Raw genomic sequence first — 25872 nt, 5'->3', positions numbered from 1 at the left:
TTTTAACTACAAATTTCAACTGAATTCATGTCATCTAGAATTTATAGTCTCTGTGTTAAACACTCATTTTTATTGGAGGCTATATGCTAAAACACATGAATCGGTTTGGAAAATTGAGTGTTATTTGTGCATCAATGATCATGTTAGGCGCTTGTCAGCCTAAATCTGATGCAGAAACTAAAAAAAGCAATGAGACTGCTGTGCAAGCAAAACAATCAGAATCTTGGTATATCGAATCGAAGAACGTCGAATTAAAGCCTAAACAGAAGCAAGTATGCGATGAGGCAGGGTGTACAGAATATTCATTCCAAACGGTTGAAACTAATCATCCGTGGATTAATACGTATTTTAAAAATCGAATTGAAAAAGCAGACCCTATACCATTCCAATCGGCTACTAAGAATACAGAGACAACTACTGTGGATCCGCTGAAGTTGAGTCAGAGTCAGACTGTGGTACGTTATTTAAGTCAACATCAGAATATAGCGAGTTTTGAATATCTGAGCTATGTATATCCTGCTGGTGCAGCACATGGGATGTACCACAAAGAATATGTTCATTTCGATTTAAAAACTAAAAAAAGAATAGCACTACAAGATTTAATTGTGAAAGGTCAAAATAAAAAGCTATTAGAAACACTTTATAGTGCTAATAGTATGTGGCTTACAGATCACAATATTGAACAAGATAAACTCGAATTAAGTGACAATTTCTATTACGGAGTTGATGGTATCGTCTTTGTTTATCCGCTGTATGAACTCGCGTCCTATGCTGAAGGAATGTCTGAACTCACTTTACCTTATGTGAGTGTGAATGGTTTGATACAGTCAGAATTTCTTCCAAACCTACCCAAACTCGCTGCTGAGTAATTGACTCTATTTTAATTTGATTCAATAAGCTTCAGCTGTCAGCGCTTCGACTGTATTTTTTTCAACGAAGCGCTTACACTATAGGCAGTTTTTTTCCCTGAAAAGATTAACCATGATCGACCCGAAATTACTTAGAAATAATATAGAGGCTGTAAATTTAGCCTTAGCTAAACGTGGCGTGCAACTCAACGTAGAAGAATGGGCATCTTTAGAGGCTCGTCGTAAAGAAATTCAGTCTAAGACTGAAGCTTTACAAGCAGAACGTAATTCGGGTGCTAAACAAGTTGGTCAAATCAAAAAAGCAGGTGGTGATGCCTCTGAAATCATGGCTCGTATGAGCGCGATCGGAGATGAAATTAAAGCCGCTGAGCTTGCGTTAACAGAACTACAAGCTGAAATTGAAGCAAAATCACTTTCTATTCCAAACCTACCTCATGAGTCGGTGCCAGAGGGCAAAGATGAGAATGACAACGTTGAAATTTTAAAATGGGGTACGCCTCGTGAATTCAACTTTGAAATTAAAGATCACACTGATCTTGGTGAGTGGATGGGTGGACTCGAGTTCGAAACAGCGACTAAGTTAACAGGTACTCGTTTCAGTGTGCTCAAGGGTCCGCTTGCACGTTTACAACGTGCACTAACGCAGTTCATGTTAGATACACATACATTGAAAAATGGCTATACAGAAGCTTATGTACCGTATTTAGTAAATGCTGATTCATTACGTGGAACTGGTCAGTTGCCTAAATTTGAAGAAGATTTGTTCAAGCTTCAAGGTGACAAAGAATATTACTTGATACCAACTGCTGAAGTACCTGTGACTAACTTTGTGCGTGATGAGATTATTGATCCTGAGCGTCTACCGTTAAAATATGCTGCTCATACACCTTGTTTCCGTAGTGAAGCTGGTTCTTATGGTCGTGATACACGCGGTTTGATTCGTCAGCACCAATTTGACAAAGTTGAAATGGTTCAAATTGTTAAACCTGAAGACTCTATGCAAGCATTGGAAGATTTAACAGGGCATGCTGAGGGTATTTTACAGGCGCTTGGATTGCCATATCGCAAAATCATCTTATGCGGTGGTGATATGGGCTTTGGTGCAACGAAGACTTATGACTTAGAAGTTTGGGTACCAAGCCAAAATACCTATCGTGAAATTTCATCGTGTTCAAACATGGGGGATTTCCAGGCTCGTCGTATGAAAGCTCGTTACCGTGCTGATCAAAAGAAAACAGAGTTTGTTCATACTTTGAATGGTTCAGGTTTAGCAGTTGGTCGTACTTTGCTCGCGGTAATGGAAAACTATCAACGTGAAGATGGTTCGATTGAGATTCCTGAAGTCTTACGTCCTTATATGGGTGGACAAAGTTTTATCGATTAATCGATAAAACACAAAAAAGCTAACTCAATTGAGTTAGCTTTTTTTTTGAGTGTTTTAATGAACGTGTTTTAATGAATGAGTTGAGCACTGCCTGTTTGCCTTTCAATAATTTTTTTTAAGGTCTCACTCGGTTTTTCCCCAAATGCATCTTTATACTCAAGTGAAAAACGACCTAAATGTGTAACACCCCATTTATAAGCAATTTCAGTAATATTAATTTTATGCGTAGACTGTGAAATTTCATTATAAATACATTTAAGTCGGTAATGGCGTATATAAGCATTTGGACTGCATTTTAAATATTTTTTGAAAATTGTATTCAGCTTTTTTTTGCTTAATCCAGATGCATATTCTAAATCTGAAATTTCAATTTTTTGATGTATATTTTTTTGTATGAATTCTAACAAGCGAGTAAAGAAGTCAGGATAATCTAAAGTATTTTTATAAATTAAATCACTATAGTTATTGGGTTGAGATAATAATAATGACTTCACAATAATATATTCAAAATCTGAGCGCATTTCTTGAAAAAATGAAGTATTGGTAAAATTGTTTGTGAAATTTTTAATACTGTCAATTAAATCCCACCATGCTTTAATTTTCGGGTTGTTTTGATCCATCACATTTTGAAATACCAAAGGTTCGGTAACTGGCTGAGAGATTAAATCTGAAAGTATTTTTTCAACAAAAGTCTTTGAAAAAGAAATGAATGTTTGCACACAGTCTTTGTCAATAATTAGTTCAAATTTATCTTCAGGTGAAACAATGGATGCTTGATCATAACAGGCGTAAAAAGTTTGACCATCTTTTTTAAATAGTGGTCGCCCATTTTTAGGGCGCGTTATACAAAAGTGGTTCATATTTTCATGCGTATGCGTTTTGAAAATTACATCTTTACCATATGTTAAATCCCCAATAATCATACGACCGATTTGCGATCCATTAAAACTAAAATCCAATGGTTCATATTGATTAAAATCGACTAAATCATGTGGGCCAATGATTAAATCAAGACAATGGTTGGCATCATGAATATTCTGCGTATGTGATTGAATCGTAGAAATAGACCTGTGTTGCTGGCTATACATAAATACCTCTATCCTTAGCTTGCTTATCATTACTTATGCAAAAATCAATCCATGATTTTGCTTTTTTTGTTTTATCTCAAATAAATAAATTAATCTAAAATAGCAGAATATAAAAATACTCTTTTGGTACTAAATTAGATTAATTTGATATGTTATTTAAAAGTGGTAAGCGACACGTAACATAGGGCTACTCGCGGTCGCTCCTGAACCAGCAACACCAGATGCATCATTACCATATTTATTTTTCCAGTATTGATAAGCAATCCCAGCTTTCAATTTTGGTTGATTGGCAGATTTATCTTTAAGTAAAGAATACATTAAAGACATGTCTACAAAGATTTCACTGGCGGTAGGCTCACCAAAAGGATCTTTCCCTTTGGTACTCATCCAAACACCTATGCCTTGATAATTCCAATTCGATTGCATAATAGGAAAATCCCAAAGCACTTGAAGTGCTAAGTAAGGATCATAGGTATATTTTTTACTCAGTACATTAGCATCATTGCTCTCGTAATAGCCTAGCAAACTGAGATTAAGATAGCCTGGTGTATTTAATGTAACACTTGGACCAGCAACATACATTTGTCGATTTGAACCATAATCATCATTCTTTGTATTCCAGTCAAAACCTACTGTAAAACCATATGTCTTGAACCAACTAGAATCATTCAGTTTGTGTTGCGTGATACTTGGGATATCTAAAGTATGACGATAAATTGCATATGCCTCTTGAGCTCCTCGACCAGAAGCTTTGTTCGCATTTGGTTCAGCTGAGGATTGATGCATATTGAGTTGAAAAAAATTGGTGCCATATTTATAGCCGCTTAGGTGTACAAGACTAAAAATATATTTGTCAAAATCACCGTCTTTAAATGGTTCTGAGAAATCTTGACCATAACTGACAGCCAGTGAAGTATCACTCCAATTTGCCGCTTGAACTGCAGTGCCTAATACAAAGCAGATTGATCCAGTGAATAATCCCTTTAAAATATAATTCACAGCTAAATTCCCTCTTAAAATAAATAAGCCGACAGTGAAACGGTCGGCTTAAGTGGTGGATTAACGAATATTATGCTTTTCCAAAATTGGTAAAACATGATCACGGAAATAAGGAAATTCGCGGCTATAATCGAGGAATGAAAGTGTCGTTCCTCTAAAACCAGCTTCATTTAAATCTAAAATACCTTGCGCAACTTGTTCAGGTGTACCGACTAATGGAAAGCCACCATGGCCTACACTCATTGCATCACGTATCGATTGTTGAACCTCTTTTGGGAAACTTTGAGCATGTGCAAACATTAATCTCATCAGATTGTCAACGGCAACAGTATCAGCATTGTTTAATTGACGATCCCATTCTGCTTTGGCTTCCTCTTGTGTAGGTCTGCAAATGACATGGGAGAAGGTCATCACATTGACTTCTCTGTTTACGTCGCGAGCTGCTTGTTTAAGCTCATCAATTTCAATCTTGCTTCTGCCCAAGTCTGAAGCTGGTGTAAAAAGAAAGTCCGCATTATTAACGGCAAATTCACGTCCATTTTTTGAACCAGCAGCATTGAAGATAGGCGGATGTACAAGTGGTTTTGGTTTTCCATAAGTTCCTTTGGTTTTGAAAAACTTACTTTCAAAATCAAATTTTTCTTCACTGGTCCATACTTTTTTAATCAGGTCATACCAGTCTTGTGCATAACCATAACGAGTTTCGTGATCATCAGGTAAATGTAGACCGAGTGCTTCATATTCAGGTTTATTCCAGCCTGCAACAATGTTGAGTCCAATACGACCTTGACTAATCTCAGATAGCGTTGCAATCTGCTTGGCAACTACAACTGGATGATTGGGGACAGTCTGAATTGTCGCAAAAACTGTAATGTCTTTGGTTAAAGCCAATAATGCGGCCGCCCAAGTCATGGTCTCTAAAATTGTTCCCTGAAAGTCTGTTTCACCGCCATAGCCTGTAAAGCGAGCAATCGGTAACATGAAGTCGATACCAGCTTCATCTAGCATTTTTCCAAGTTCGAGATTCTTTTCCCAGCTCGCACTCCATCGATCTTCAAGAGTTGAAATGGTCATTCCACCTGAGCAGTTAGAAGCAAATGAGCCGAGTAGAAAGCGATTATCATTGAAAAAGTGATGTTGATTCATTTTAAAAAATCCTTAAATTTCGTGAATTCGCTATACACCAGCAAATGCTTGATGAAGATTTGCTTGTTTATATTGCCCGTTATGGAACACCAATGGATTTCCAAGCTGATTACGGCAGGCTTCAATTTGTCCCACAATAATGTAGTGATCTCCAGCTTCATGAAGCTCATACTGACGACAAACAAAAGTGGTTAAGGATTTATTTAGAATGGGGATGCCCATATACTCATCAACGTCATCTAAGCCTTCGAATTTGTCATCAGAAGATTTTGAGAAATGCTTAGACTCTTGATACTGATCTTCACTCAAGATATTGATGGCAAAATATTCTGCCTGTTTGAAATCTTCGAAATGTGTCGCAGATTTTGCGATGTTCCATAAAATTAAAGGTGGATCAAGCGATACAGAAGTAAATGAGTTCGCTGTCATTCCAATTTTTTTATGATTTGAATCTAATGCAGTTACTACTGTAATCCCAGTTGCATACTGACCTAAGAGTTGGCGTAACGAGCGTTGCTCCAACTGTATTACAGGTGTCATTTCATTTAACATGATCATAATCCTTCATCTTAATTCTGATTGTCAGAATGAGTTCCTTTATTCGCCAATCGGTTTATTTTCACTGGATGGCCAAGTTGGCATCAGTTCATTTGAGGGTAAAGTTTCATCTAAAAGTTTCTTGGCAGTTTCAACACCTGCAACAGGTAGTCCAGTTGGATCTAATACGCCAATTTGCACCAGTAAACTTGCCTGATCCCAATAGATATGCTCATGACATAGTTTCGGTCCACGGAACTTGATAATGCCGAGCATTGGAATCTCTACATATTTTCCCGTCGGTTTAATTCCAGGAATTAACCAATCAATTTCCTCATCATGAGTAAAACTCATAATGAATTCATCAACGACTTGAGTTGCGCCTACAGTTCGTGAAATAGGCGTCAGTTTCATATCTTTTGGATTGTTATGAACAAAATGGTATTGATAGAAGCGAGCTAATTGTTTGTAGCCGACGCCACCTGTCAATGTTGGAATGTGATTGACATAAGGCTCTGCCACCATTGTGGCCATCGTGTCTGGAACATTTCGAGTGTCAAATTCAAATCGAACATGCTCTTCCCATAGCGCAGCAAGGTCGTAATTTGGTCCTATTGCTTTGCGTAAAGCTGTAATGGTTCTTTCATGTGCCATGAGTGCACTAGGCTTGTGATAATGCATACTCTGTGGGCGAGCAAAGGCATGATCAACATCTGGATAAATATATGTTTCGACTTTTGAGTTGTTTTGCAGAGCAAGTAGGATTTGTTCACGAGTGTTAGAATCACAGAATTGATCTTGTTCAGCAAAATGAAGAACCAGTTTGGATTGAATGTTGACTGCTTCTTCTAGGTTTTGCTCGATTCCTACACCGTAGTAAGAAACAGAACACTTTAAATCTGGAATGCGGCAAGCTGCGAGATATGCCAATTTACCGCCTAGGCAGTATCCGACCAATCCAGTACCTGCATCTTGATCAACTGTTTCAAGGGATTTGAGTGTTTCAATTGTAGATTTGATATCCTCAATACCCAGATCTTGATTAAATTGAGTATATAAGTCATATGCTTTTTGAAAGTCTTCTTCGGTATAACCGAGTTCTACATTAGGTTGAATACGCCAAAATAAATCAGGAACAATAACGGTATAACCTTCTTCAGCCAAAAAGTCTGCCTTTTGACGCATAACTTCATTAACACCGAAAATTTCCTGACATAACACAAGACCAGGACCTTTACCTGCTTCAGGTACTGAAAGATATGCTTTAAACGAACCTGCTGATGAATGTACATCAATATATGAACCAGCCATCTCGATAATCTCCTTTACTGTTGAACTTATCATCGGCATCAGCAGGATTTTTGACTATCCAAATAGAGTTCAAGTTTTATCCGTTTTAGGTCCCTTCATCGATATGCATCTGTTAAAAAAGCTACCACTTGCTTACTTTTAAGCAGCTTGAGTCGTGGAGAAGGTGCTAAAATAGAGTGGGCATATGAGGATCGATTCAGTGGATATTTTTCCAATTTCATTAAAATTGCAGCAGCAACCTTGCTTGATTGTCGGTGGAGGGCATATTGCATATCGCAAAGCACTGTTACTGCAAAAATCAGGAGCAAAAATTTCGGTTATTTCACCTGAGATTGAGGCGCAACTTTTAGAAATTGTCGAGAAAAGCTCTGGTCAATATATTCAAGCTCATTTTGAAGATCACGATTTAAAATTAAACGATTACCGTTTAGTGATTGCTGCCACAGATCAGCCTTTAGTGAATCAACAAGTTTTTGAAGAATGTGAAAACTTAAATGTATTGGTGAATAGTGTTGATGATCCACCACATTGCCGATTTATGGTCCCTGCAATTGTTGATCGCTCTCCACTTGTTATTTCAATTGCGAGTAATGGGACATCCCCAGTATTGTCCAGACAGATTAGAACTCAACTTGAGACTGTAATCCCGCATGGAATCGGAACATTAGCTAAAATCTCTGGTGAATGGCGACAACGTGTAAAACAAAAAATTGAAAATCCTGATGAACGCCGTATCTTTTGGGAAGAGCTGTATGCTGGACCTTTCAAAGAGCGGGTATTTAATAATAATCTGGCTGAAGCAGAAAAAATTATTCATCAGTCTTTAATAGAATGGAACAAACCCAAAGGTGAGGTTTATTTAGTTGGGGCAGGTCCAGGTGATCCCGAGCTTCTCACACTCAAAGCTTTAAGGTTGATGCAACAAGCAGATGTTGTGATTTATGACCGTTTAGTTTCTGGTGCTATTATGGAGTTATGCCGCCGGGATGCTGAAAAAATCTATGTGGGTAAAGCAAGGTCAAATCATGCTGTTCCACAAGAAGGTATTAATGCTTTACTCGTGAAATATGCGAATGAAGGCAAACGTGTCTGCCGTTTAAAAGGAGGAGATCCTTTTATTTTTGGGCGAGGTGGTGAGGAAATTCAAGAACTCTATGAGGCAGGAATTTCATTTCAGGTCGTTCCAGGGATTACCGCAGCATCAGGGTGTTCAGCATATGGGGGTATCCCTTTAACTCATCGTGATTACGCACAAAGTGTTCGCTTCTTGACTGGACATTTGAAGGAAGGTTCTCCTGAACTTCCATGGAATGAACTCGTGTATGAACACCAAACATTGGTACTGTACATGGGGCTTGTTGGATTAGAAAAAATCTGTGAAAAGCTTATTCAACATGGTCAACGAGCAGACATGCCTGTTGCTTTAATTTCTAAAGGTACGACACCAGAACAAAAAGTTGTTGTGGGGACTTTGGCAGATATCGCTTCGAAAGTGTTAGAAAATCAAATTCAGGCGCCAACTTTGACCATTATTGGTGAGGTGGTGAAATTAAGAGAACAGTTGAAATGGCAAGACGAACTGTAAAAGTCTGCTATAAAGTTGAGAAATTATTGTGATTCATGTTGTTTTATACGAACCAGAAATTCCTGCAAATACAGGAAACATTATCCGTTTATGTGCAAATACAGGAGCACAATTACATTTGGTCAAACCGCTAGGTTTTGAGCTGGATGATAAGAAGTTAAAGCGTGCTGGATTAGATTACCATGAATGGGCTCGCATGCAGATATGGGATAATATTGAAGCATGTCTGGAAAATCTAGCGAGTCAAGGTGTCGATCAAGATTCGATTTATCCTTTAACGACCAAAGGTACCGAAACACCACATACCTCGAATCTGAATAGGCCAGTTGCTTTACTCATGGGGCCTGAAACGCGCGGACTACCTGAACATGTCCGTATGATGTTCCCAAAGCAACATTGGATTCGTTTGCCAATGGCACCAAATTCTAGAAGCTTAAATTTATCTAATGCTACGGCAGTGATTGTTTATGAAGCATGGCGACAACAAGGATTTAAAGATTTAACTTAAGTCAGTAAGGTCATCGAAAGGTGACCTTTTTTAATGCATAAAAGTTTAGTAAAACTTGGCTAATATAAAGAAATATTCATTAAGAATAAAATTAAAATAATGATTTTAAATACGATTTGATTTTATATTTCGGGAATCCAATTTTTTTTGAGTAAAAGTTTAAAAAATATACAAAATGGTCAAATTTTTTATTTGTTAATGAATTTAATATTTATATAAAACAGAGTGTTAGGTTTTATTTTTGTTGATCTTAAACTAGCTGTCATCCAAACGAGATATTAGAAATTCGACCAATTGGTATATTTGTTGCTTAGTTAAAGTGAATATATGGTTCCGATAAATTTGATAGACGGACTGTGATTTGTACTTAAACGAAATGAATTTATCATTGTACAGCCAATGTCTAAAGATGTTCGACATTGGCTCACATTACCAATGGGGTGGTATGTGATGAAAGAGAATTGGTTTTCCAAATTTACTCCTTTTCAAGGAGATATTGAAAAAACTCCCGTTGCCATGAACGAGTACTTGCCTGCAGGACAAAGTATTGTACTTGGACTTCAACATACATTTGCCATGTTTGGTGCAACAGTGTTGGCACCGCTGCTCATGGGGTTTGATCCTAGTCTAACGATCCTGTTATCTGGTATTGGTACGATATTATTTTTCCTTATCACAGGTGGGAGAGTGCCAAGCTATCTTGGGGGTAGTTTTGCTTTTATTGGTGCTGTGATTGCTGTAACAGGCTATACCGGTTCAGGGTTAAATCCAAATATTGGGATTGCCTTAGGTGCAATAGTGGTATGTGGTATTTTCTATGCCTTGATGGGTTTGCTTGTAATGAAAACGGGTTCTCAATGGATGGAGAATCTTTTACCACCAGTTGTTGCTGGTGCAATCATTATGATTGTTGGATTAAATTTAGCACCTGGGGCGATTAAAGCCGTATCAGGTAATGAGTTTGATACATGGATGGCTTTGTTGACCGCAATGTGTATTGGTGGTGTCGCAGTATTTACAAGTGGAATGTTGAGACGATTATTGCTATTGGTGGGTTTGATAGTTTCGTATCTTGTATATTTTGTTTTAGCTAACATGATGGGAATGGGTAAACCAATCGATTTTAGCTCGGTTTCAAATGCGGCATGGTTTGGTTTACCAACTTTATATCAACCTGAATTTCAAATGAATGCAATTCTGCTGATTCTACCTATCGCATTTATTCTTATTGCTGAAAATCTTGCGCATTTCAAAGTTGTAAGTGAAATGACAGGCAAAAATATTACGCCTTATATGGGGAGAGCATTTTTGGCAGATGGGGTATGTACCTCTATGTCTGGTGCTGTAGGAGGAACTGGATTAACTACATATGCAGAGAATATTGGGGTCATGGCGGCAACGCGTATTTACTCTACAGTGGTTTTTGTAATTGCGGGTATTGTCGCCATTATTCTGGGATTATCACCAAAATTTGGAGCACTCATTAGCACATTACCTGTCGCAATTTTGACAGGGACTTCAATGATTGTTTTCGGCTTAATTGTAATCGCTGGTGCGAAAATCTGGATCGAAAATAAAGTCGATTTTACTCAAAACGGCAACATTATTGTGGCATCAGTGACTGTGATTATGGGCGCAGGGAACTATTCGATTATGGTTGGTGGACTTGATCTCGGCGGCATTACAACGGCGACATTTGCTGGAATTATTCTAAATCTGATTTTTAATCGAGCTAAGCAAAAGCAGAATCAAATAGTAGCAGAGGTTGTACCAGAAAAAACTTAAGTTTGAGACTTAGCTTTTAAGACAAATTTTAGTCAATCCTAAATTGTCGAAAGTTTCAGCAAGATAATGAAAACGTAAAAGATGTATACCTGATACAAGGGGATAAAAATGGGAATACCAGTAATTGATTTAGCAGGCGTAGATATAAACAAACCAGAAAGTGAGGCGACTAAACGTGCAGTTGCTGAACTGAGAAAAGCTGCGATGCATTCAGGTTTTTTCTATGTGAAGAATCATACAGTTCCTTTAGAAATGATGACGCGACAGTTTGCATTAGCAAAAGAATTATTGGCGCTTCCAGAAGACGTTAAGCAAAAATATGATGTACGTAATTTTTTTGGATTCCGTGGATTTGATAAACTAAATGGTCAGCAATTAGACCCTTACGGCAAGCCAGATTATAAAGAAGGGTTTTATTGTGGTCGTAATTATCCTCAAGATCATCCTTTTGCAATCGCTAAATATCAAAACTATGGTCCAAATCAGTGGCCTGAAGAATTACCTCAATGTGAATTGATTTGTCAGGAGTACATCGATGAAATGTATAAACTGGCAAATTTTCTGATGCAACTTTTGGCATTAACGTTAAATCTGCCATCGAACTATTTTGATGCTTCTAGTAAAGATCCTATGGGAACCTTACGTATGTTGCGTTATCCACCTACACCTAGAGATGATGATGAAACATATGGCGTTGGCGCGCATACAGATTGGGGGTCAGTCACCATTTTGGCACAAGATCAAATAGGCGGATTAGAAGTGTGCATGCCTGACGGAGAGTGGGTTGCAGCACCACCAATTGAAGGAACATTTGTAGTTAATCTAGGTGATATGATTCCAAAATGGACCAATGGTCTATATCACTCCAATCCACATCGAGTAAAAAATAGTTTTTCAAATGGTGCTTATCGTTACTCAATTCCATTTTTTTATGAACCAGACTATCACGCTGTGATTGAGCCAGTTCCAGGAACATTGAAAGAAGGTGAATTACCTTTATATGCACCATGTACAGTAGGGGAGCATTTAGAAGAAATGTATAATCGTTCATATAAAAAAGCGGAAGAGAATGCAGTAGCTTAAATCTCGCGATACAAAAAAAGCATTATCTATATAATGCTTTTTTTTTAATTATTCTAATGATTTATGAGCGATATTGATTGATAAAGTCCTCAGAACTTAGCCCTTTTTTAGCATAATGAATTGATGCTCTTTCCGCATATATTTGTCTAATATAGCGCGCTATGTCGCAGCTATCTGCAAACATATTATATTTCCAACCCAAACCATAGGACCATAAATTAATATTATCCACAGTCATGATTTCAATATTTGTATCCTCATGATCCAAATAATGGTCAATCATCTTGCGAATGACCTCTTGGGTGCAGCTTAATTTATATGCATGCCATTCATCATGGGGACACGCATTTTTTGGTGGCTGCCTAAATGGGTATTGAATGCCTCTTCCAGGGCGATTAAGACCGTGACCTTCCCATGGGCTGTATTCTTGGGACCATGTATTTAATGGCCCGTTTGGAACCGCAGGACGTATTTGCCCCCAATGTACCAAATTTTGATTTAACCAATCATCTGCAAAACTATCGCAGTTGAAAGGATCAAGCTTTCTAATCGCTTCTTGGTCATGTTGAAAAGAGATATAAGATTCGATTGGATTTTCGATTTTGAAAATACAGTGGCTATAGTCCATCGCCATTTTAAATGGAATACCTTGATGATTGACTAAAGCTGCAACTTTCTCTACCCGGCGATAATCTTCAGACCAATTATCTACGTGATTTTCAAAGGTAATGGTTATACCCTTACTTTGAGCATACTCATAAAAATATAAATAGGCATCAGCAACTTGTTGATCATTAAGATAGTTGAATTTACTGTCTTTTGCTGCAAGCATAATGTTGTGGTATTTGGCGCCTACGGCACATGATAGCTCGATATTTTCTTTGAATATTTTTTCATGTTCTCCCCAAATATAGCATCCGTAACCTGAATAAACTGGAATATTGTATTTTTGACTCCCTTTAATGTAATCATCAATCATTTCACGATGAGTCGGAATGTGATCGATAAAATCCCACACGCTCGATTCTGCAAGTAGATCGAATTTTTCCATTATTGATGGTTCTTCAAGAGATACTGGATGTTCAAATGATGAGGTTTGTATGCCTAGTCCAGCACAGCCTAATGGAAACATTTTTTTCATAAATTCAATACCAAAAATATATAATTAAATCAGTGAATTGATAATGCAAAAAAAATGCCTTAATCCCTTAATATTTCAATCTATTACATTATTAAAATGGCTTTTTTAAAATATCAGTTGTCTAATACGAACATAAATTTATCGAAATAAATTAGATACGGGGATGTATGATTAAAAACATTAAAAAATACAGCTATGGAATTATAGTAATCATCTGTGCAGGAATGACGACCTCTAAAGTGATGGCACAAAATGAAAATAAAGAACAAGCGGATTTAAATAATATTAATCCATTGACTCAACAGGAAATCGATCAAGCATTAGCTCAGATGAAAGCAAAAATGTTCAAAAATTTGGAAAATTGGAGTGCGGCGTTAAAACGAAATGATTTCGAGCGGACAGGAAAAAATTTGGTGTTAAAAAGTAAGAAACAGCTTGAATTATGTTATATATATCAAGCTTCTGTAGATGAAACATATTCTTTAGCGCAAAAAAATCACCATCGTATGTCTATAGATGAACAGAAAATTGTGGATGATCGAAATAGGTTTATTGAGTATTTAGGATTCAAAGATAATCAAATTGATACTAAATTAGGTTTTAGCTGTCGTTTAATTTAAAAAAGCACGGATATAAAATCCGTGCTTTATTAATTCTAGAAACGGTAACCAATTTTAAAGCTATATCCAATAGCTGTATTGTCTTTAAAGTCAGCATCATAACGTGTTGTTCCAAACCAACTCGCTGATTGTGATTTTGCATCGCCTAACCAAAAATATCGTGCACCCGCTTGAACGAAGGTATTTTTGTTAAAGCTATATTGACCACCTAAACCTGCACTCCAAAAACCTTCAGATGGACCTAGGGTAGAAACATATTCACCTGCACCAGAATCCCAACCACCGATAATGGTTAATGCGAGTTTGTCATTTAATTTACGAGCAATACCAAAGGTCGCGGAAATTTGATCTTTTTCATATGCGACAAGATCGAATCCACGTGTTCCTTTCCCTTGACTCTTTGTAATTTCAGATACGAGTTGACCAAATTTGTGAGGGCGGATCTTAAACTCAGACCAATCCACCCAACGCAAATTAATATACGCCAAAGTATCGGCCATGATACCTGTTTGGAAATCAAGATTAACTGATTGTGGGGTTGAGGCAGAAGTTTTGCCTTCAGTATAAAAATTTGAGTCTATACTAAGAAGTGGAATTTTATCCTTATCAGAAATTGCCCCTCCTACAGAGCCAAAGGAATCTTGTCTAACTTGAGGCATTGACTCTTCAGCTTGAACTTTATAATTAATTTTGGATCTGTAGGTTAGAGAGGCTCTTAGAGCAATTTCTGGAATTTGGTAAGCTGCACCAGCAAGCCAACCAAATGCCCCCTCTTCAGAAATAGACGCTTGATATCCAGCATATTGTTGAGAAGAATTTCCTTTCTCATTGAATGTGGTACAAGCTTTAGGTTGCGATATTGGTAAAGGATCGGTTACGGGTTGGTTATTACATAAATAGCCTCCTAAAAGACTATATGCTGTACCACGTAATAATACATCAGCTTCCACTGTCTGATAGACAGGGCCTGCATAGAGATTTATATTTTCATTCGGTTGAAAGCCGAAAACTAAAGACAAGCTATTAGTATTGACTTCAGCTTGAGTACCACCATATTTCTCACTGTGAAAGGAACCATATTCTGTGGCTTCTTTATATTGTCCACCTGTTGGAATTTGTATAACATTTGGTTGAACTGGATCATGTCTTTTATCTATAGTTTTATATGACGCTTTGGCTCCAAAGGGTTGATCGAAAATAATACCCATTGAGACTTTATCTGTTACCTGATATTTAAAATTAATATTGGCAAACCCAAAGGTATCTGCAATATCACTTAATTTTGAACCACTTAATTCTGTGCCAATATTTCCTTGATCAGCAGTTGGCATATTCCAACCAGCTTCGCCATCATGAATATCTGTATAATCACCAGCAGGCCCTCCTGGACCTGATGTACCTGTCCTCATATTCCCAGAAAGATCAGCATCCAAAATTGAGTAACTAAAATCTACATAGTTTCCTGGCTGTAAAAAGCCATTCATCGATTGGCCTGAACGATCCATAGCTGCAGCATAAGCGCCCGCGGTTGGAAACATTGCGACCAAAATCGCCCCAGTAAGTGTATTCAAACGCATTATTACATTCCCTGTGTAATGAATATTATTAGAGCTTTTACTCAAATATTTTGCTCTTTATACACATCGTGTAATTTTTGGTCAATGAGTATCCTGACAAATATGTAATTTTTTGCCAATCATTTTTTATTTAATTTCATGTATTTGCGTTTAAATGTGTTATTTGTCTCATTATTTTGAAATAAAGCTGCATATTATGATGTAGAGTTTATTTTTAAATAAGAAATTTTGATTGATGTTTGATCATTTTGGTCAATTTCCATGATAAAAAAAGGCGCCTAAGCGCCTTTCTAAAAAATCAATTTTTAACGATCATTAAACTCATCATGTTGTGGAGCAGGGTATTTAAAGCCTTTGGTTTTATAACCTAAATACAAAATACCACCAATCGCCCAAATCAAACCATATTTAAGCGATGCTTGATCGACCTCTAACCACAATGCAAATACTGCAATAAAGCCGTGTAATGGTACGATAACGAAATTAATAATTTCTTTCGCTGTTTTAGTACGACCATCGCGTAACGCATAGCGTGAGATAACAGATAAGTTCACAAAGCTAAATGCTGTTAACGCACCGAAGCTAATTAATGAAATGACAAAGTCTAAATCCATAAAACCAGCGGTTAATGCGACTGCACCTACAATCATGATGTTATATGATGGAGTGAAGTTTTTAGGGCTGATGTGACCAAAAATTTTCTTATTGATGACACCATCGCGTCCCATAACATACATAAGGCGTGATACACCTGCATGTGCAGAAATACCTGATGCCATAACAGTAATGATGGCAAATGCAAGTACATAAGACTGGAACAAAGATCCACCAACCAACAACAAAATTTCAGGTTGAGTTTCTGCAATATTCTGGAAGTATGATCCCGGATTATTAGGGAAATAGATCTGCATGAAATAAGTGCTGACGATAAAGATAATCCCTGCAATTAACGCAGTTAAGAAAATCGCTTTTGGTAGCGTTTTCTCAGTATCTTTAGTTTCTTCAGCCAGAGAACTGAGTGAGTCAAATCCTGTGAATGAGAAGCAGAGTAATGTCGCACCTGTGATTAAGGCACCCACTGAAGTTAACTCATTCCAAAATGGTTCTAAACTCCAAAGTTGGTAGCGTTGTTCAGCAGAGATTGGACCATCCGCGTTATATCCCATTTGGAGCTTGGTATAGACCATCCATGTAAATACAGCGATCACAATTAATTGTACGAATACAATTAAGCTGTTGAAATTTGCAACAAATCGCGCACCACGAAGGTTAATACCTGTCATAAATGCTGTTAACACAATGACCCAGACCCAATGATTGACATCAGGGAATAAAGCCTCAAGATAAATCACCGCAAGGATGATGTTGACCATGGGGGAGAGCAGGTAATCTAACCATGATGACCAGCCAACCATAAAACCAACGTTAGGGTGGATAGATTTTTGAGCATAGGTATACGCTGAACCTGAAGATGGATATCTACGGATCATATGACCATAACTCAATGAAGTCAGTAGGATTGCAACAAGTGCAAAAATATATGATGTAGGAACGTGGAAATTACTTTCTTCTGATACCAAACCGAAAGTATCAAACAACGTCATTGGCTGAATATAAGCTAAACCGATAATAATGATGTGCCAGAGTCCTAGCGTTTTTTGCAGTTTAGCTGCCGATTGAGTCCCAGTTATATTAGTCAACGGCTTTATCCTCTTAATCGTTGATCAAGGATCAGTCAAATCAATTAAGGATCGTTTGAGACGAACGATCCCCCCTAATGTTTTTTCAAAAGTGCGCCAATCTAAACCAAATTGATGCAGTTTGTCAGTAGTTTGTGCGAGTTTTTTTAGCAGGATTTATGCCAAAGGTATTGAACTCATGAGTTAAAACAACTAACAAATGAAAAGCCTGATGTCTAAAAAAACATCAGGCTAGTTTTAAGCGTATCTTTACTTATTTTGAGAAAATTACCAAGCTTTTTCTAAGATAGATTTCAAATCTTTTAATGTCGCTTCTTTAGGGTTGAAAATGATAGATCCGTCATTTAACGCTTTTTCGGCAACTTCATCTAATTGAGATTGCGTAACTTTGCCTGTCTCACGTAATGTACGTGGCAGTTTAGTTAAATCATAAATGCGATCACGCATTGTGTTGATAATCGCAATAGCTTTATCTGCACGTTGATTTGCTGGTGTCTGTGCATAGATATCAGTACCTGCAAGCGGTAGTAACAGGTCAGCAATCTTATCGCCATTCACATCCTTGTTGTAATCGAGCACATAAGGGAGGAATAAGTTCATGCACAAACCATGTGGTAAGTGAGCAACTGCACCTAGAGCGTGTCCAAGGGAGTGAACAATACCGACCATTGCATTTGAGAATGCAATTCCAGCCATGGTTGATGCTTGAGCAAGTTCTAAACGGGCATCAGCATCTTTTGGATTTTCCAAAACTCTAAACAAGTTTTCACTAATTTTTTTAATTGCAGCAGTAGCGTAAGCATCACTGATAGGATTCGCTGCCAAACACGTATAGGCCTCAACTGCATGTGTCATTGCATCCATTCCTGTCATTGCTGTCAGGTGTGGAGGTAATGTTAAAGTCATACGTGGATCTAAAATTGCAGCACTAGGCATTAAATATTTTGAAGCAAATGCCATTTTTTGATTATTCGCTGTATCTGAAACCACAGCAACCATCGTGACTTCAGAGCCTGTACCTGAGGTTGTTGGGATAACAAAAAAAGGCTTTAATGGGCGAGGTAGGTTGTGAGCTCCTGAATATTTCAGCAGATCATCGCCTCCTTCGGAGACGAGAATATTGGCAGCTTTTGCTGTATCGATGACTGAACCACCACCAATTGCAATAATTGCATCGCATTGATTGTTACGATACATCTCAGTCACGGCTTTTACTGTTTCTAAACTTGAGTCCGGCGGAACTTCATCAAAAATTGAGCCAATTCTTACTTCTGTCGCTGCAAAAGCAGCTTCCACTGGTTCAAGTAGACCATTGGCACGTACGCCTTTGTCTGTGATGATGAGTGGTTTTTTTGAACCCATTGAATCTAGCTCAAATGGAATGTGTTCAAGCGCAGCATTACCAGCAATCACTTTAACTGGACAGAAAAATTCGTAATATGGTTTAGCCATGCTTAAGCACTCCCTTTAATATATGACTGAGCAACTTTGAGATAAATATTTGCTGCACCTGTCAATTTTTCTTTTAATGACAGATTGACTGGATATTCTTTGACTGCAAGTTCAGCGACTAATTTTGGAAGAATAAGGGCTTCCATTTTATTCAGACAACGCACTAAACGTATTGCATGACCTAAATCGCCATCAGCAATCATACGGTCATTTGCAAATGCTTGTGCAGTACTTTCTTGGAAAGAAAATACCAAAAAAGCATGATGCATATGTTTAAAGGTAATCGTTAAATCTGGTTTTTTTGATGCATGGTCGATTAAGACAAGTTGATGTTGTGGATTCACTTGTGCAATAAATGCTGCATCACTGTTGAAAACGTCCATTGAAATCGTGAAGCCGACAGGAAATTTAGCAATTTCCTGTTTTATTTCTTCATCGACTTGACTTGCCATCGCTAAGCCTCTGCCAATCACGTCAAGCATGAGTTTGACATAAGCTTGTTCTAGCGCGGGCTTTACAGAGTTAATAGAAATCACTCACTTGTCCCTTATCACATAGTTTTATAATTTAGAGTAAATACTCTAAAATTATCTAATGACAAAGTAAAGGAGTTTTAATGATCATTCACGATAATTTGACTGAACAGGTCACTTTTTTTTAGATAGGCAATGAGGTCTTGAACTAACATATCAAAACTTGGGTAGGGATTTATCAAATCAGAGATTCTGACCATTTCAAGACCTGCATAACCACATGGATTAATAGTTTGGAAGCCTTCCAGGTCACAATCTATATTAAGTGAGAGTCCGTGATAACTGCGACCTTTTCGGATTTTAAAGCCCAGAGATCCAATTTTTCTACCATCAACATAAACACCAGGTGCATCTGGTTTAGCATAAGCTTCGATACCGTATTTTTTTAATAAATCGATCATGACATTTTCTGCATAGCTGACTAAAGTACGGACATTCCAGCCTAATCGATTTAAATCAAACATAAAATATGCAACTAATTGTCCTGGACCATGCCAAGTGACTTGTCCACCACGATCAGTTTGAACAACTGGGATATGGCTAGGTACTAATATATGTTCTGGTTTGCCAGCTTGTCCTTGGGTAAGCACAGAATTGTGCTGCAAAATCCAAAATTCATCTGCTGTTTGTTCGTCACGCTGTTCTGTCATCAGCTTCATTTCTTGGAAGCGATCTTCATAAGAAGTGGTTTGGGTATAGTGACGAATAATCACTTGAGGTTTGGTTTTGACATCCACGGAGGTTAAGGCTCACATTCAAAAATGAGTTTTATTATAGACAATATTGTTGAATTAAGTGTGACCTAGGCACATACTTGATGAATAATTAACAAACATAAAAAAACACGCATGAAGCGTGTTTTTTTATTAAAGTGCAGTTTTAATTAAAGGGCAAGCAGCCAAGTCTGCATATACTTGATGTACTTGCTCAAGCTCTTCAAAACGAAGTTGCGCAGTAATTGAATGATACTTGCCTGTACGCGATGGTGTCACTGTCATTGCATTCCCATCAAAATCAGGGAAATGTTTAACAAAAATGTCATTCACGGCTTTGCGTAAATCCTCACCTGCAAGACCAATCAATTTAATTGGATAATCCATCGGAAACACCCAAAGATGTTCTTGTAGTTCGCGTGATGGAGTGCGATTGATCATGTCAGTCATAGGACACCTCATTAGTAAAAATACCTGCTAGGCGCAGGTATTTAGAATTATTTGCTACATGCTTTATATTATGGGGGAGTGTCCCCCATATTCAAGCCTGTATTATCCTATGGATAGATTAGTCATTCTCAAGGAACGAGCGTAAATGTTCAGAACGCGATGGATGACGTAATTTACGTAACGCTTTTGCTTCGATCTGTCGAATACGTTCGCGTGTTACATCAAACTGTTTACCAACTTCTTCCAAGGTGTGGTCCGTCGGCATATCAATACCAAAACGCATCTTCAAGACTTTAGCTTCACGTTCAGTGAGGTTTTCAAGTACCTCACGTGTTGCTTCTTTCAAGCCTTCTGAAGTTGCAGCATCAACTGGTGAAGTGATGTTACCATCTTCAATGAAGTCACCAAGATGTGAGTCTTCATCATCACCGATCGGTGTCTCCATCGAAATTGGTTCTTTAGCGATCTTAAGCACTTTACGAACTTTGACTTCATCCATTTCAAGGCGTTCACCTAACTCTTCAGGCGTAGGTTCACGTCCCATTTCTTGAAGCAATTGACGAGATACGCGGTTGATCTTGTTAATGGTTTCAATCATATGTACAGGGATACGAATCGTACGTGCTTGGTCAGCAATTGAACGTGTAATCGCCTGACGAATCCACCAAGTTGCATAAGTCGAGAACTTATAACCACGACGGTATTCAAACTTATCTACGGCTTTCATCAAGCCAATGTTACCTTCCTGAATCAGATCGAGGAACTGTAAACCACGGTTGGTATATTTTTTCGCGATGGAGATGACCAAACGTAAGTTCGCCTCAACCATTTCTTTTTTAGCACGACGTGCTTTTGCTTCACCAATCGCCATACGTTTAGAAATATCTTTAATTTCAAGTACAGTAAGGTCTAGATCTTTTTCGATATCAGCGATTTTTTGTTGGAAAGCAAGAACGTCAGGGCGTACTTTCTCTAAGTATGGTTTTTGGTCAGCAGTGGCTTTAGCAATTTGCTCATCTAACCAAGATGGGTTTGATTCTTGACCAGGGAACGTTGTACGGAATTGAGTACGATCCATACGACCACGACGAACTGCGTAGCGCATTACTTCACGTTCTGCTGTACGAATTTGTTCATGCGTGCCACGAATCATTTCAGAAATGATGTCAAACAAACGTGGTGTGAACTTAAACATCATAAAGACGGTTGCGAGCGACTCAAGAGCTGCTTTACCTTCTTTACTGTTACGACCATGTTTTGCGATCGCATCTTTAGTCGCATTCCACGCAGCTTCTAACTCTGCAAAACGCACTTTTGCGATTTCAGGGTCTGGACCTGAATCACCCTCAGAATCATCATCACTTTCAGATTCTTCTTCATCATCGTCATCAAGTTTTACATCTTTAGTTGGTTTAGTCTCTGTTTCTTCTTCAAGATCAGCATCAACTTCTTCTAAAACTTCTGGAATTTCTTCATCAGACTCTGGATCTAAATAGCCTGAAAGGATATCGGCTAAACGACGCTCGCCAGTTTCGTAATCTTTATATTCTTGTAATACAACTTCAACCGCATTTGGCCAATAAGCAATTGAGTTTAAAACGTCACGAATACCTTCTTCGATACGTTTTGCAATCTGAATTTCGCCTTCACGAGTCAACAGTTCAACTGTTCCCATTTCTCGCATATACATACGAACAGGGTCAGTTGTACGACCAGGCTCATTTTCTACAGATGCTAAAACTGCAGCTGCTTCTTCTTCAGCAACTTCGTCAGTCGTTTCTGCGCTACTACCATCAAACATTGCATCGTCAGATTCTGGCGCACGTTCGTGTACAGGAATACCGACGTCTTGAAGCATCTGAATGATATCTTCAATCTGTTCGCTTTCAGTGATCGAGTCTGGGAGATGATCGTTAACCTCAGCGTAGGTTAAGTAACCTTGTTCTTTGCCTCGGCTAATCAGAGCCGCTACTTGTGAAGTAGGGGAATGCATATCGCTCATCTTTGCTCTCTTCTCGTTGAATCTGTGGCGGGGAAAAACCGTGCATTCTAGCACAATTAACTTATCTTTAGTATCGTATTAACTCAGTATAATTGGTTTTGAAAACCAATGAATTAAGTTGTTTAAGTCAATATTGGGTCAAAATTGTTCATTTCAAGCACATCATGCTTTTTATTTTAAACCAGCAATAAGGATTTGATCCTTGATTAAATAATGACATATTTTTTTGTCCAAAAAAAACTAAAATTTGTATAAATATCAGCGAAAAATAAAATAAAACTTGACAAGTATTCTGAACAAAGATAAATAGCGCCTAGCCCCATTCATTTTTTCACACATGAGGTAGTTTTAGTGTCTTCTACAGATTTTGAACTAGATGATAACTACGGTGATGATGATGTTAGTTTTGATGAAACTACGAGCAAAATTAGCGCCAAAGAATCATTAGAAAAGCGTCGCTTGATTGATGACTTACTTGCACAGCGTCGTTTAGATCGTGAATTGAAAGATCTTGAATATGATTTTGACGATGATGATTTCGACGATGATGAAGACTAAATTAGATTGGGTATCCTGATCTAAAATGTTATTCTACGAAATTAAGATACAACCTTTGGAAATATAATGAGTGCATTAGATTTAGACTTGTTAAGTGACTACTTAGATGGCGACCAAAATGAGCATGGTCTAGATTTTGCTGCAACTCATGGTTTTTTGTGTGCGACAGCTGTAGGTCCTCAATTTGATCGTTGGTTGGATGAATTATTTGACAATAATCAAAAGAAAGTGCCTGCAGAGATCGTAGCTCAAATTAAACTTTGGTTAGAAGATTTACGTCAAAAACTTGCCAATGAAGAAGGTATTGAATTTCCTTTTGAAATTGAAGAAGCAGATGTAGAGTCAAGCCTTGGGGATTGGAGTGTAGGCTTTGTCGATGCAATGTTCTTAAATGAAGATGCATGGTTCACACCTGAGTTTGAAGAGCAATTGGTTGATCTTACTCTGCCAATTATGGTGTTTAGTGGTGTTGACGAAGAAGATCCTCAAATGGAATCTTTCCGCCGTAACGGTCAATTGATGGATGAGCTTGCAGAAGAAATTCCAGATAACTTGAATGAATTGTATTTGATGTATCATACGCCGAACTAATTAAAAAGCACCGTAAGGTGCTTTTTTTATTTTGAGTGCTTTCTTTTTTGTCTGCGGTACACAATCCAAATGATTATACCGATGACAATAGCGAGAATGAGATAGCTTACTTGGCTAAATATTTTGTGCATCATTTCAGAATTATTTCCAAAATAATAACCCACATATGCTAAAAATGTGGTCCATATAACCGTGCCTAAACCACTATAAAACATAAACTTCGCAAAAGGCATTTTGCTCATGCCTGCAGGTATGCTAATAAGAGATCGTACTGCTGGAACCATACGTCCAAAAAAAACGATTCGATGTCCATATCTTTCAAACCATTCTAATGATTTATCAACATCAGCTACTTTAATAAATAAATACTTGCCATATTTCTCAACGAACGCATAGAGCTTTTGATCAGAGATCTTACGTCCTAACCAATACAGCGTAGCGGCAGCTAAGAGCGAACCTATACTTCCTGAAATAATGACACCGATCAAAAGTAATTGACCCTGAGAAGCGGTATAGCCAGCTGAAGGCATAATAATCTCTGAGGGTATAGGTGGAAAAACATTATCGAGAAACATCAATAGAGCAATGCCGAAATAGCCCAATTGCTCCATCACTGAAATGATCCAATCTTTCATAAGTGATTTGTATTTTAAAGTTAAACCTATGCTAGATGTTTTTAAGAAAAAATACAGTGAAATTAAGTTAATGCATTAATTTAGGATGTTGAATTTGTATAAGTGTATGAACATAGACTTCTCGTAGGATATAGCTGACGAGAAGGGGAGCTATGCTGATGATGAAGATAAGACTCATTGAATTTCTCATCTGAAAACCGATTGCTAAAGCAATAATTGCGCCGATACAAGCACCTAACGTTACGATAAAATAATGGGATTGGTTACGTATATACAATTTAACATCAGAATTATGTGAATCGATATATGTAAATTTTAAATGTGTCGGTACAGCTGATACACGATCTAAATGATTATGGTGAGCAAAATTCCGTTGAACAGGAAGATATTTGAATGGCACTCGATTCATGACTTTCATCCTTGAGCTAAATTTATTTCCTTCGTATTAAATTTATCTGAATGACTTCATGTGTTTTGTGTTGTTCTAAAATAACTTTGTAATGGTGATATAGCAGAATTGAAATTTTGTTTGTTCAATGTAAAAAGCGTCATCTACACTGTAATGTAGACAACGCTTTTGTAAGTTAAATAAAATATTTTTTATTTATAGGCGTTTACGTTTTGCAGCAATAATCTGAGACTGGCGCATACGGAAACCTTCTTTCTGCTTTTCTGTTGTTTTATCGATACAATAAACACATGATACGCCATGTTCGTAACTTGGTAATGCTACTTCTTCAGGGGTTAATGGCCAACCACAAGCATGGCACTTCACATTTTGACCTTCTTCCACTCCGTGTGTAACCGCAGTACGACCATCAAAAACAAAGCATTCACCTTCCCATAAACTTTCTTCAGGAGGGGTTTCTTCTAAATATTTAAGAATACCACCTTTGAGGTGATATACCTCTTTAAAGCCTTCTTGAAGAAGTAGTGAAGTTGATTTTTCACAACGAATCCCGCCTGTACAAAACATGGCAATCTTTTTATCTTTATGCTGTTCAAGATTGTTTTTTACATATTCAGGGAATTCGCGGAACGTTTCAGTTTTTGGATCAATTGCCCCTTTGAATGTGCCTGCTTTGTATTCGTAATCATTTCTTGTATCGACTAAGATCACGTCATCACGTGCAATGAGTTCATTCCATTCTTTAGGGTCTAGATAGTGACCAACTAAGTCGCGTGGCTTCACTGGAACACCTAAAGTCACGATTTCTTTTTTATGTTTGATTTTCATTTTACGGAATGGTTTTTCGTCACTGTGTGACTCTTTATATTCCATGTCATTAAATCCTTCATTTAAAAGGAATTGATGAATGACATCAATTGCATGGCGGTCACCTGCAACTGTTCCGTTAATCCCTTCATGGGCAACAATCAGAGTACCGCATAGGTTGATGGTTTTTACCAACTCAAGTAATTTTTGTTGAAGTGCTAGAGAATCTTCAACTTCTTTAAATTGATAAAGTGCCGCAACAACCCAACCAGTGGTCGCTTGCTGTTCTACAGGTGCAAGCTGTTCTACAGTAGCGTTCATGGAGTACTCCAAATGTATTAATATAGGGATAAAATCAGGCGCGTATTCTAACGCGATTTTTGAAAATA

At 37.7% G+C, this 25872-nt stretch carries 25 protein-coding genes; 9 read left to right on the top strand and 16 right to left on the bottom strand.

Annotated features, from left to right (window positions below):
* Positions 1-83 precede the first annotated feature (83 nt).
* Positions 84-869 carry an RsiV family protein gene (locus AC1M9F_RS05780; RefSeq protein ID WP_481597277.1) on the top strand — a complete coding sequence of 262 codons (786 nt, stop codon included), beginning with the start codon at positions 84-86 and terminating at the stop codon, positions 867-869.
* Between the two features lie 112 nt (positions 870-981).
* Complete coding sequence (gene serS / locus AC1M9F_RS05775) at positions 982-2253, top strand: serine--tRNA ligase (RefSeq protein WP_481591769.1); 1272 nt, start codon at positions 982-984, stop codon at positions 2251-2253.
* A 68-nt stretch (positions 2254-2321) separates the two neighbouring features.
* Here serS and AC1M9F_RS05770 read toward each other — a convergent pair whose 3' ends face one another.
* The 5 genes from AC1M9F_RS05770 to AC1M9F_RS05750 all read right to left on the bottom strand — a co-directional run bounded on the left by AC1M9F_RS05770 (position 2322) and on the right by AC1M9F_RS05750 (position 7334).
* Entirely contained in the window at positions 2322-3341 is a 1020-nt protein-coding gene (locus AC1M9F_RS05770; protein WP_481590631.1) for an AraC family transcriptional regulator, read from the bottom strand.
* 156 nt (positions 3342-3497) lie between these two features.
* Positions 3498-4340 (bottom strand): hypothetical protein, encoded by an 843-nt coding sequence (locus AC1M9F_RS05765; RefSeq protein ID WP_481597276.1) that lies wholly within the window; start codon positions 4338-4340, stop codon positions 3498-3500.
* 60 nt (positions 4341-4400) lie between these two features.
* Positions 4401-5486, bottom strand: coding sequence for an LLM class flavin-dependent oxidoreductase (locus AC1M9F_RS05760; RefSeq protein ID WP_481597275.1), 1086 nt, complete (start codon positions 5484-5486; stop codon positions 4401-4403).
* A gap of 30 nt (positions 5487-5516) precedes the next feature.
* Positions 5517-6038, bottom strand: coding sequence for a flavin reductase family protein (locus AC1M9F_RS05755; RefSeq protein ID WP_179997732.1), 522 nt, complete (start codon positions 6036-6038; stop codon positions 5517-5519).
* Positions 6039-6083: 45 nt separating this feature from the next.
* On the bottom strand, positions 6084-7334 hold the full coding sequence (locus AC1M9F_RS05750) for a dienelactone hydrolase family protein (RefSeq protein WP_481595838.1): 1251 nt from the start codon (positions 7332-7334) through the stop codon (positions 6084-6086).
* Between the two features lie 199 nt (positions 7335-7533).
* Here AC1M9F_RS05750 and cysG point away from each other — a divergent pair, with 199 nt between their 5' ends.
* The 4 genes from cysG (at position 7534) to AC1M9F_RS05730 (ending at position 12295) form a co-directional block, all read left to right on the top strand.
* Entirely contained in the window at positions 7534-8919 is a 1386-nt protein-coding gene (gene cysG, locus AC1M9F_RS05745) for a siroheme synthase CysG (RefSeq protein WP_481597274.1), read from the top strand.
* A gap of 28 nt (positions 8920-8947) precedes the next feature.
* Positions 8948-9427, top strand: coding sequence for a tRNA (cytidine(34)-2'-O)-methyltransferase (locus AC1M9F_RS05740; protein WP_035267879.1), 480 nt, complete (start codon positions 8948-8950; stop codon positions 9425-9427).
* A 450-nt stretch (positions 9428-9877) separates the two neighbouring features.
* Complete coding sequence (locus AC1M9F_RS05735; protein WP_481597327.1) at positions 9878-11212, top strand: solute carrier family 23 protein; 1335 nt, start codon at positions 9878-9880, stop codon at positions 11210-11212.
* A 108-nt stretch (positions 11213-11320) separates the two neighbouring features.
* Positions 11321-12295: an isopenicillin N synthase family dioxygenase gene (locus AC1M9F_RS05730; RefSeq protein WP_035267882.1), complete on the top strand. Its 975-nt coding sequence runs from the start codon at positions 11321-11323 to the stop codon at positions 12293-12295.
* A gap of 61 nt (positions 12296-12356) precedes the next feature.
* Here AC1M9F_RS05730 and AC1M9F_RS05725 read toward each other — a convergent pair whose 3' ends face one another.
* Positions 12357-13436, bottom strand: coding sequence for a hypothetical protein (locus tag AC1M9F_RS05725; protein WP_481597273.1), 1080 nt, complete (start codon positions 13434-13436; stop codon positions 12357-12359).
* A gap of 167 nt (positions 13437-13603) precedes the next feature.
* Here AC1M9F_RS05725 and AC1M9F_RS05720 point away from each other — a divergent pair, with 167 nt between their 5' ends.
* Complete coding sequence (locus tag AC1M9F_RS05720; protein WP_481597272.1) at positions 13604-14056, top strand: hypothetical protein; 453 nt, start codon at positions 13604-13606, stop codon at positions 14054-14056.
* Positions 14057-14091: 35 nt separating this feature from the next.
* Here the strand turns inward: AC1M9F_RS05720 and AC1M9F_RS05715 are convergent, their stop codons facing one another.
* From AC1M9F_RS05715 to rpoD, 7 genes are all read right to left on the bottom strand, one after another.
* Positions 14092-15633 (bottom strand): outer membrane protein transport protein, encoded by a 1542-nt coding sequence (locus AC1M9F_RS05715; RefSeq protein WP_481591776.1) that lies wholly within the window; start codon positions 15631-15633, stop codon positions 14092-14094.
* Positions 15634-15938: 305 nt separating this feature from the next.
* Complete coding sequence (locus AC1M9F_RS05710; RefSeq protein ID WP_481597271.1) at positions 15939-17333, bottom strand: APC family permease; 1395 nt, start codon at positions 17331-17333, stop codon at positions 15939-15941.
* A gap of 267 nt (positions 17334-17600) precedes the next feature.
* A complete protein-coding gene (locus AC1M9F_RS05705) occupies positions 17601-18785 on the bottom strand; it encodes an iron-containing alcohol dehydrogenase (RefSeq protein WP_180027957.1) in 1185 nt (394 codons plus the stop codon).
* Between the two features lie 2 nt (positions 18786-18787).
* On the bottom strand, positions 18788-19321 hold the full coding sequence (locus tag AC1M9F_RS05700) for a hypothetical protein (protein WP_035267888.1): 534 nt from the start codon (positions 19319-19321) through the stop codon (positions 18788-18790).
* A 77-nt stretch (positions 19322-19398) separates the two neighbouring features.
* A complete protein-coding gene (gene lipB / locus AC1M9F_RS05695) occupies positions 19399-20055 on the bottom strand; it encodes a lipoyl(octanoyl) transferase LipB (RefSeq protein ID WP_481597270.1) in 657 nt (218 codons plus the stop codon).
* A 129-nt stretch (positions 20056-20184) separates the two neighbouring features.
* Positions 20185-20472 (bottom strand): YbeD family protein, encoded by a 288-nt coding sequence (locus tag AC1M9F_RS05690; RefSeq protein ID WP_481597326.1) that lies wholly within the window; start codon positions 20470-20472, stop codon positions 20185-20187.
* Positions 20473-20599: 127 nt separating this feature from the next.
* Positions 20600-22537, bottom strand: a complete 1938-nt coding sequence (gene rpoD, locus AC1M9F_RS05685) for an RNA polymerase sigma factor RpoD (protein ID WP_481597269.1) — start codon at positions 22535-22537, stop codon at positions 20600-20602.
* Positions 22538-22834: 297 nt separating this feature from the next.
* Here rpoD and AC1M9F_RS05680 point away from each other — a divergent pair, with 297 nt between their 5' ends.
* A complete protein-coding gene (locus AC1M9F_RS05680) occupies positions 22835-23041 on the top strand; it encodes a PA3496 family putative envelope integrity protein (RefSeq protein WP_092766845.1) in 207 nt (68 codons plus the stop codon).
* Between the two features lie 66 nt (positions 23042-23107).
* Positions 23108-23632, top strand: a complete 525-nt coding sequence (locus tag AC1M9F_RS05675; RefSeq protein ID WP_179997742.1) for a YecA/YgfB family protein — start codon at positions 23108-23110, stop codon at positions 23630-23632.
* 26 nt (positions 23633-23658) lie between these two features.
* Here AC1M9F_RS05675 and AC1M9F_RS05670 read toward each other — a convergent pair whose 3' ends face one another.
* The 3 genes from AC1M9F_RS05670 to trhO all read right to left on the bottom strand — a co-directional run bounded on the left by AC1M9F_RS05670 (position 23659) and on the right by trhO (position 25804).
* Positions 23659-24267: a DedA family protein gene (locus AC1M9F_RS05670; protein WP_481597268.1), complete on the bottom strand. Its 609-nt coding sequence runs from the start codon at positions 24265-24267 to the stop codon at positions 23659-23661.
* A gap of 67 nt (positions 24268-24334) precedes the next feature.
* The gene (locus tag AC1M9F_RS05665; RefSeq protein ID WP_481597267.1) at positions 24335-24676 is read right to left on the bottom strand and encodes a hypothetical protein; all 342 of its coding nucleotides are present in this window, start codon (positions 24674-24676) and stop codon (positions 24335-24337) included.
* Between the two features lie 195 nt (positions 24677-24871).
* Positions 24872-25804, bottom strand: a complete 933-nt coding sequence (gene trhO / locus AC1M9F_RS05660; RefSeq protein ID WP_035270894.1) for an oxygen-dependent tRNA uridine(34) hydroxylase TrhO — start codon at positions 25802-25804, stop codon at positions 24872-24874.
* Between the last annotated feature and the right edge of the window lie 68 nt (positions 25805-25872).

The organism is Acinetobacter sp. ANC_7504, assembly GCF_056779995.1.
The sequence above is the reverse complement of the archived record's forward strand: the minus strand, read 5'-3'. Positions and strand labels throughout refer to the sequence as shown.

Bases quoted from the DNA above. Each gene is read 5' to 3' on its own strand.
- AC1M9F_RS05780 (WP_481597277.1), top strand. From the start codon at position 84: ATGCTAAAACACATGAATCGGTTTGGAAAATTGAGTGTTATTTGTGCA.
- serS (WP_481591769.1), top strand. From the start codon at position 982: ATGATCGACCCGAAATTACTTAGAAATAATATAGAGGCTGTAAATTTA.
- AC1M9F_RS05770 (WP_481590631.1), bottom strand. From the start codon at position 3,341: ATGTATAGCCAGCAACACAGGTCTATTTCTACGATTCAATCACATACG.
- AC1M9F_RS05760 (WP_481597275.1), bottom strand. From the start codon at position 5,486: ATGAATCAACATCACTTTTTCAATGATAATCGCTTTCTACTCGGCTCA.
- AC1M9F_RS05755 (WP_179997732.1), bottom strand. From the start codon at position 6,038: ATGTTAAATGAAATGACACCTGTAATACAGTTGGAGCAACGCTCGTTA.
- AC1M9F_RS05750 (WP_481595838.1), bottom strand. From the start codon at position 7,334: ATGGCTGGTTCATATATTGATGTACATTCATCAGCAGGTTCGTTTAAA.
- AC1M9F_RS05735 (WP_481597327.1), top strand. From the start codon at position 9,878: ATGAAAGAGAATTGGTTTTCCAAATTTACTCCTTTTCAAGGAGATATT.
- AC1M9F_RS05730 (WP_035267882.1), top strand. From the start codon at position 11,321: ATGGGAATACCAGTAATTGATTTAGCAGGCGTAGATATAAACAAACCA.
- AC1M9F_RS05725 (WP_481597273.1), bottom strand. From the start codon at position 13,436: ATGAAAAAAATGTTTCCATTAGGCTGTGCTGGACTAGGCATACAAACC.
- AC1M9F_RS05720 (WP_481597272.1), top strand. From the start codon at position 13,604: ATGATTAAAAACATTAAAAAATACAGCTATGGAATTATAGTAATCATC.
- AC1M9F_RS05715 (WP_481591776.1), bottom strand. From the start codon at position 15,633: ATGCGTTTGAATACACTTACTGGGGCGATTTTGGTCGCAATGTTTCCA.
- AC1M9F_RS05705 (WP_180027957.1), bottom strand. From the start codon at position 18,785: ATGGCTAAACCATATTACGAATTTTTCTGTCCAGTTAAAGTGATTGCT.
- AC1M9F_RS05690 (WP_481597326.1), bottom strand. From the start codon at position 20,472: ATGATCAATCGCACTCCATCACGCGAACTACAAGAACATCTTTGGGTG.
- AC1M9F_RS05675 (WP_179997742.1), top strand. From the start codon at position 23,108: ATGAGTGCATTAGATTTAGACTTGTTAAGTGACTACTTAGATGGCGAC.
- AC1M9F_RS05670 (WP_481597268.1), bottom strand. From the start codon at position 24,267: ATGAAAGATTGGATCATTTCAGTGATGGAGCAATTGGGCTATTTCGGC.
- AC1M9F_RS05665 (WP_481597267.1), bottom strand. From the start codon at position 24,676: ATGAATCGAGTGCCATTCAAATATCTTCCTGTTCAACGGAATTTTGCT.
- trhO (WP_035270894.1), bottom strand. From the start codon at position 25,804: ATGAACGCTACTGTAGAACAGCTTGCACCTGTAGAACAGCAAGCGACC.